Source organism: Actinomadura sp. 6K520 (assembly GCF_004349245.1).
Classification (GTDB): Bacteria; Actinomycetota; Actinomycetes; order Streptosporangiales; family Streptosporangiaceae; genus Spirillospora.
Genome location: NZ_SMLC01000090.1, coordinates 23,550 through 29,757, shown reverse-complemented (window position 1 = coordinate 29,757; position 6,208 = coordinate 23,550). Strand labels below are relative to the sequence as shown.

Genomic DNA, 6,208 nt, shown 5'->3' with positions numbered 1-6,208 from the left:
CCTCCACCCCCGGCACCCCCACCGTGACCGCGCGGACGGACACCTCGCTCTCCCTGTCCTGGACCGCCCCCTCCGGCCAGGTCACCGGCTACCGCGTCTACGAGGGTTCAACCGTCCGGGCCACCACGTCGGCGACGAGCGCCACCATCACCGACCTGGCCGCCTGCTCAAGCCACACCTACACCGTGCGGGCGTACAACTCCGCCGGGGAGTCCACCGCGAGCGCTCCCGTCACCGCCACCACGACCGGCTGCACGACACCGGACGTGACCAGGCACGCCGCGCCCTACCTGTACATGGGGTGGGGCGACCCGCCGAACCCGTCCACCGTCATGAACAGCACGGGCGTCAAGTGGTTCACGATGGCGTTCATCCTGTCGGGCGGCGGCTGCAGCCCGGCGTGGGACGGCAACCGCCCCCTGCAGGGCGGCGTCGACGCGCAGGCGATCACGCAGATCCGCGCGGCCGGCGGCGACGTACTGCCCTCGATCGGCGGCTGGTCCGGCAACAAACTGGGCCCGAACTGCGCCACCCCCGAGGCCCTCGCCGGCGCCTACCAGCAGGTCATCGACGCCTACGACCTCAAGGCCATCGACATCGACATCGAGAACAGCGACGAGTTCGAGAACGAGGCAGTCCAGGACCGCATCCTCAACGCCCTCAAGATCGTCAAGCGGAACAACCCCGGAATCCAGACGATCCTGACGTTCGGCACCGGTACCGGCGGCCCGAACTACTGGGGCACCCGCCTGATCGACCGCGCCGCCGAACTCCAGGCGGACGTGGACATCTTCACGATCATGCCGTTCAACTTCGCCGGCGGCTCCGACATGTACGGCAGCACCGTCAGCGCGTCCGAGGGCCTGAAGAACGCGCTGAAGTCCGCGTTCGGCTGGTCCGACGCCACCGCCTACTCCCACATGGGCATCTCCGGCATGAACGGCCTGTCCGACCAGCGGGAGGTGACCACTCCCGCGACCTGGACCCAGATCCGCGACTGGGCCGACTCCCGCGGCCTGGCAAGGCTGGCGTTCTGGTCGGTCAACCGCGACCGCCCCTGCCCCACCGGCGGCGTAGCCCCCAACTGCAGCGGCATAGACCAGCAGAACTGGGAGTTCACCCGCATCACCGCGGCCTTCTGACCCACCCGGCTGCGACGGCCCGCGTCCCTCTTGGGGCGCGGGCCGTCCCGCTCACGGGGCCGTACCGCGCCCGCCTGCGGCACGCCGCCACAAGTCGATGACCAACTCCCGTCCGAAACCCCAGAGGAAGACGACGCACACCAGCCCCAGCAGCCCACAGAAGAGGTTGACGAAGACGAGCGCGCCGATCAGACCGCCCGAACCCGCGCCGGACCCGTCGTAAGCACTGTCCCGCCCGGAGTGCAGCCAACTGTCGTCCCCGGGGACGAACCAGGCTTCCTCGGTACGCCCCGTCGCGCAGTCCCCGGAGAGATGCACGTCCACACCGGCACGGACAAGCCCGCCATCAGCGGACGCGAAGGTACCCACGCACTGCTTCTTGGACGAGCGCCCACCGCTACTCCTGCGCTCCTCACCCGTCACGGTGAGGGTGCCTTCCTCCCCCGTCCAACCGTAGGCCGCGCCTACAGAACGCCCTCCGTGGCCGGAAAGCTCGTAGACGACGCTGAAGAAGAAGTAGCCGAGAAGCCCGAAGAAGAGGATCGCGACCACCTGCGCCACGAGTGGTAGCGACGTGCCACGACTCCCCGCCCGCACGAACCCACGCTCCCCACCGGCTCCACGGCCCCGCAGCCCCGTCCCCCACCGCGGCGAGCATCTTGCCAGAACAGCAAACAATCGCGCCAAATCCCAAGCTCCGAATGAAACTGGGCGCGTCCTAGCGAAAGGAGCCTCGGATGAGTACCACCCGACGCCGCGACACCCCGCCGCCGCGTACCGGCAACAGCGAGTCCGAGGTGCTGCGGGGCTTCCTCGACTACCTGCGGACGTCGATCGCGGCGAAGGTCGAGGACGCCCCCGAACCGCAGGTCAGGACGGCCGGGGTGCCGTCCGGCACGAACCTGCTCGGCCTGCTCGAACACCTCACCTTCGTCGAGCGCGCGACGTTCCTCGGAGACAGGGTCACTGACTGGCAGGCGACGTTCCACGCCGCGCCGGAAGACACCGTGGCGGAAGTCGTGGCCCGCTACCGAGAGGCGGTCGAACGCGCGAACGAGGTTCTCGACGGCTGCACCGACCTCGGCGCACCGGTCCCCCGCCCGGGGAAGCCCGCCCCGAGCGTCCGCTGGGCCCTGACCCACATGATCGAGGAGACCGGCCGCCACGCCGGCCACGCGGACATCCTCCGCGAACTGATCGACGGCACGACCGGCCGCTGACTCCCCGTTCGGCGAGGCCGAACGCACGCGCGTCTACTGACGGTCGGGACGGACGATGTACCAGGCTCCCGCCGGGGTCGTCCACACGAGCACCCCGGGCCAAACATGATGAAGACTCCAGCCGGGACTCTGCTTCAGTCGGTGGTGCCTTCGGCAGAGCGGCGCCAGGTTGCAGCGGCAGGTGATGCCGGGCCTCCAAGGCACGGTGTGGTCGAGGTCGCAGCGATGGGAGGCCCGGTTGCAGGTGGGGAACACGCACGTCGCGTGCCGTTCTTCGATCTCGCGACGCAAACTGGCCGAGGGACGGTAGCCGGGCCGCCCGTGCCGCTCGGCATCTCCCTGGCACAGGGCATCACGCTGCGGAGCGAGCCGCCGAGTGATCTGCCGAACCGCGAGGTCGACCGCTCCGGGCAGCTCGGCACCGGCGGTACGTTCGCGCAGGTGACCAAGCCGCCGCTCAAGCATCGCGACCACTCCCGCGACACCAGGACCGGACGAGTCGTCCACTGAGCGCGCCTCCGAACCTGCGGTGGCACCGATCGACACGACCGGCGCCGCACCCTCAGGCTCAACGCCACCGGCACACTCGGCGGTCTGATGGTCGGCAGAAGCGCGATCGGCCTGCTCAGGCAGATGCCGGGCGGCGGCCGCGAGACGGCCATGCGCCCGAGGCGGCGGGTGGCTGTCTATGGCGGGCGGCAATTGGACCGCTGCCGTGTCCGCGTAACTCGGGTGGGGTGGTTGAGGGACGACGGCGAGGTGTTCGTGGGGCGGGACGCGGTCACGCGCGTGGATGATCCGTCCATGGGTGCGCAGGCTGATGGGCGCAAGGGGCGGCTCAACCGCCGTCACATTCCTTGGTGAGGCGCTGTAGTGGGTCGTTTCGCTGGCCGCCGCCACCTCGTGACCTTGCGCCGCTGCTGAATGGATGGGCAGCTCAGGCAGGTGGGCCGCGACAAGACGTCCGACCGCCGGAGCGCGGTCGCTCGCAAGGGGCGCCGCCTGGCTGGCCACGGACGGCGTGTGGGCTGTGGCAGTCGGCTCGGGCGGACAGTCACCGGAGTCCGGGTGGTGAGCGCACGCGGAGGGGCCGGGCTCAGGGTCGGTGGCTCTGGCAATGACGGCGGCGATGGCTTCCGGCAGGGGCGCACCGTTGAGAAGGTTTGTGGCCAGGTCGGCGCGGATCAGATGTAGCGGGCGCGTGTCTCCGTCAGCCTTGAGGCCGTGGGCGGCGGCGGTGATCTTGTTGTAGATCCCATGGGCGTCTTCGGCGGCGAGGTCGCACAGAGCCAGGTCGGCGGTGCCGGACGGGGTGTCCCATAGCTCCAAACGCCGCTGCCGTGTCGCCTCCCGCCTGCGCTCTTCCATGGCCTCCGGGGCCAGACGCTGAACGATCCGCCTGATGCGACGCCGCAACTGTCCGGTGGTCTGGGCGGACGCCTTCTCCAGCGCGGCCGCCTCGACGCGCTGAGTCACCTGGTCTGGAAGGTTCTCGGTGGTGTCGCAGATGACTCGGGCTTTGGCCATGTCGATCCGACCGGCTTCCAGGGCGTCACCAGTGCTGGCGAGCGGGCCGATCAGACGCTCGGCGAGGTGGACGAGCGTGGCGGCGGTGTTGCCGGTAACGGTGAGCGCAGCGGCGATCTCTTCCGTGACCGACTCGCGCGCGGACAGGGTGCGGTAGTCGGGCTCTCCCGCATCGTCGCGGCGCCGGGCGAGTTCGGCGATCGCGGCCAACTCCCGAGCTTGTGCCCAGGAGGTCTGCCTACGCGCGGCGGCGGCGACCTGCAGCAACTCGTCATCGTTGAGGTCGGCAAGGTGCTCTTTTCCGCCGGACAGGCATATGGCCAGTTGCGGCCCGGGAGGAAACCACTCCCGATCTTCCCATTCACGCACACCGCCAACAATTTCGACACCTTCGAAGACATCGAGCTGTGCGGACATCCGGGGGGCTCACCTCCCAACGCAAATCAATTACCACCACCCTACCGGAAGATCACAATAGGATGCACCGACATTTTGGACACGCCACATTATTGTCACCGCATTCCTTAAGGTTTACGACACAGGAAAGGACGCCCCTTGCAGCAACCGATCATCCAACGCTCTCCGGAGGCTGAGCACAGCTTTATCGGGATGAGGTGGTTACTGCAGGTGGGCGGCTGAGGTGCCTTCCGAAGACAACAGCGCACGTCTCCCATTGCCGACAGTCACCGTCACGTTGGTACGGTTCTTGAGCTGAGGTGATGTGCTTGTGGGAAGGCAGACGCGGGGTAAGACGCCAAAGCGCGCTACGCGCGCGGCAATCGACAACCCAAGCCACCCACCGCCGTCGCCGACCGCTTTCGCCGCGCGGAGCGCGGCGGCCCCTACCGCACCCCGTGCTCAACCCGCAGATGAACACCCGAACTGAACCGACGACCGCAACCAACGTGACAGTAACCGGCAACAAGCGATAGAAACGGGGCCTCCTTCGGAAGGCACAGCAGCCGCCCACATCCAGCACCGAACTAAACAGATAAAAAGGCAACCCCCACCACGCGCACGACCCGGGGAAAGGCAGCCAGCGGCCATGTGTCCGTTACCAGAAGCACGCAGAGCCTCGGGGCGGGACTCCGAGAGCTCCTCCCGGGCGGGTCCCACTGTGATCTGCCAAGTGGTCACAGGCTGCTAGACCAGGGGAGGGCTTGGTCGATTGAGGCGCGGGTGAGTCCGGTTGCAGGGTTGATCGTGATGAGCAGTGTGGGTTCGGCGCGGCTGCTGGACCAGTCCAGGCCCGGGGTCAGCGCTTCAGGTCGGCCACCAGCGCCGCGAACGCATTGCGAGACACGACCAGCTTCGGCCCGTCCGGGTTCTTGGAATCACGGAGACCAATCCCGGAGTCCAGGCTGGCGACCTCGACACAGTTGCCGCCGTTTCCTGAGCTGCGCGACGACTTTCGCCACGTCGCCCTACTCAGACCCATGATGATCTTCTTTCATGATGCGACGGAGGACGTCCGCCGACTGTTTCACCGGCAGGGCCGACGATTTTATCGACTCGTAGCATGTGGCCCAATGGTCCACTTCTTCGGGACGCTCGATGAACCGCCCGCCCGTTAGATCCTCAGCGTAGACCACGGTCACGCCGCCGGGGATGGTCAGGAGACTGAAGCAACACGTCAGACCCGCATGCGCTCCCGTGTCGAAAGGGATCACCTGGAAGGAGATCTTCGGGTGCTCGGTGACCTCCAGGAGGTGGCCGATCTGCTCCCGCATGATCTTGGGCGAGCCGACTGGGCGGCGCAGGACGGGTTCGTCCACCAGGACCCACAGGGTCGGCCCGGCGGTTCCGGTGAGCAGCGACTTGCGCTCCATGCGGGTCGTGACGAGGGCTTCGATCTCCTCCTCGGTGTCACCCGGGCGGCCCGCCCGGTGGAGTTCGCGTGCGTAGTCCGGCGTCTGGAGCAGGCCCGGAACGCAGAGCCCCTCATACCAGCGGATCATGGAGGTCTTCTTCTCGACCTCCAGGTACTCGGCGAACCCAGTCGGATATCGATGGGCCTTCTTGAAGTCGAGCGTCCGGAGGAGCGTCCCACCGGTGTCGAGTTCGCGGTCGCACGCTTCCGCGAAGGCGACGGAAGCGGCGAGTTGCCCGGTCTCGGCGCCGGAGATCAGCGACTCCGAGAAGTTGATCCGTTCGGCGAGCTGGGCCTGGGTCTGCCCGGCCCGTCTGCGGTAATGGCGCAGCTCACGGCCCCAGATGGCCTGCGGGCTGTAGGGGTCGACCATCACTTTGACCTCCTGTGTCCGACTTCAAGGACCTTCAGGGAACTTCGATGCCGACACGGGAAGATTCACGCCCTTC

General features: G+C 67.8%; 6 protein-coding genes. 2 read left to right on the top strand and 4 right to left on the bottom strand.

Going from position 1 to position 6,208, the window contains the following annotated elements; genetic code table 11:
* Nucleotides 1-1,142: fibronectin type III domain-containing protein (locus E1289_RS22685; RefSeq protein ID WP_131983360.1), on the top strand; the 1,142-nt coding region annotated here is incomplete at its 5' end.
* A gap of 51 nt (nucleotides 1,143-1,193) precedes the next feature.
* On the opposite strand, the gene E1289_RS22680 is transcribed toward E1289_RS22685, so the two are convergent.
* Entirely contained in the window at nucleotides 1,194-1,703 is a 510-nt protein-coding gene (locus tag E1289_RS22680) for a hypothetical protein (protein ID WP_131983358.1), read from the bottom strand.
* Between the two features lie 176 nt (nucleotides 1,704-1,879).
* Between E1289_RS22680 and E1289_RS22675 the strand changes: the two genes are divergently transcribed.
* The gene (locus tag E1289_RS22675) at nucleotides 1,880-2,362 is read left to right on the top strand and encodes a DinB family protein (protein ID WP_131983356.1); all 483 of its coding nucleotides are present in this window, start codon (nucleotides 1,880-1,882) and stop codon (nucleotides 2,360-2,362) included.
* Between the two features lie 33 nt (nucleotides 2,363-2,395).
* Here the strand turns inward: E1289_RS22675 and E1289_RS22670 are convergent, their stop codons facing one another.
* From E1289_RS22670 to E1289_RS22660, 3 genes are all read right to left on the bottom strand, one after another.
* Nucleotides 2,396-4,306: an HNH endonuclease signature motif containing protein gene (locus E1289_RS22670; RefSeq protein ID WP_131983354.1), complete on the bottom strand. Its 1,911-nt coding sequence runs from the start codon at nucleotides 4,304-4,306 to the stop codon at nucleotides 2,396-2,398.
* 838 nt (nucleotides 4,307-5,144) lie between these two features.
* A complete protein-coding gene (locus tag E1289_RS22665; protein ID WP_131983352.1) occupies nucleotides 5,145-5,327 on the bottom strand; it encodes a DUF397 domain-containing protein in 183 nt (60 codons plus the stop codon).
* Nucleotides 5,314-6,132: a helix-turn-helix transcriptional regulator gene (locus tag E1289_RS22660; RefSeq protein ID WP_131983350.1), complete on the bottom strand. Its 819-nt coding sequence runs from the start codon at nucleotides 6,130-6,132 to the stop codon at nucleotides 5,314-5,316. The genes E1289_RS22665 and E1289_RS22660 overlap by 14 nt, the downstream gene beginning before the upstream one ends.
* Nucleotides 6,133-6,208 lie beyond the last annotated feature (76 nt).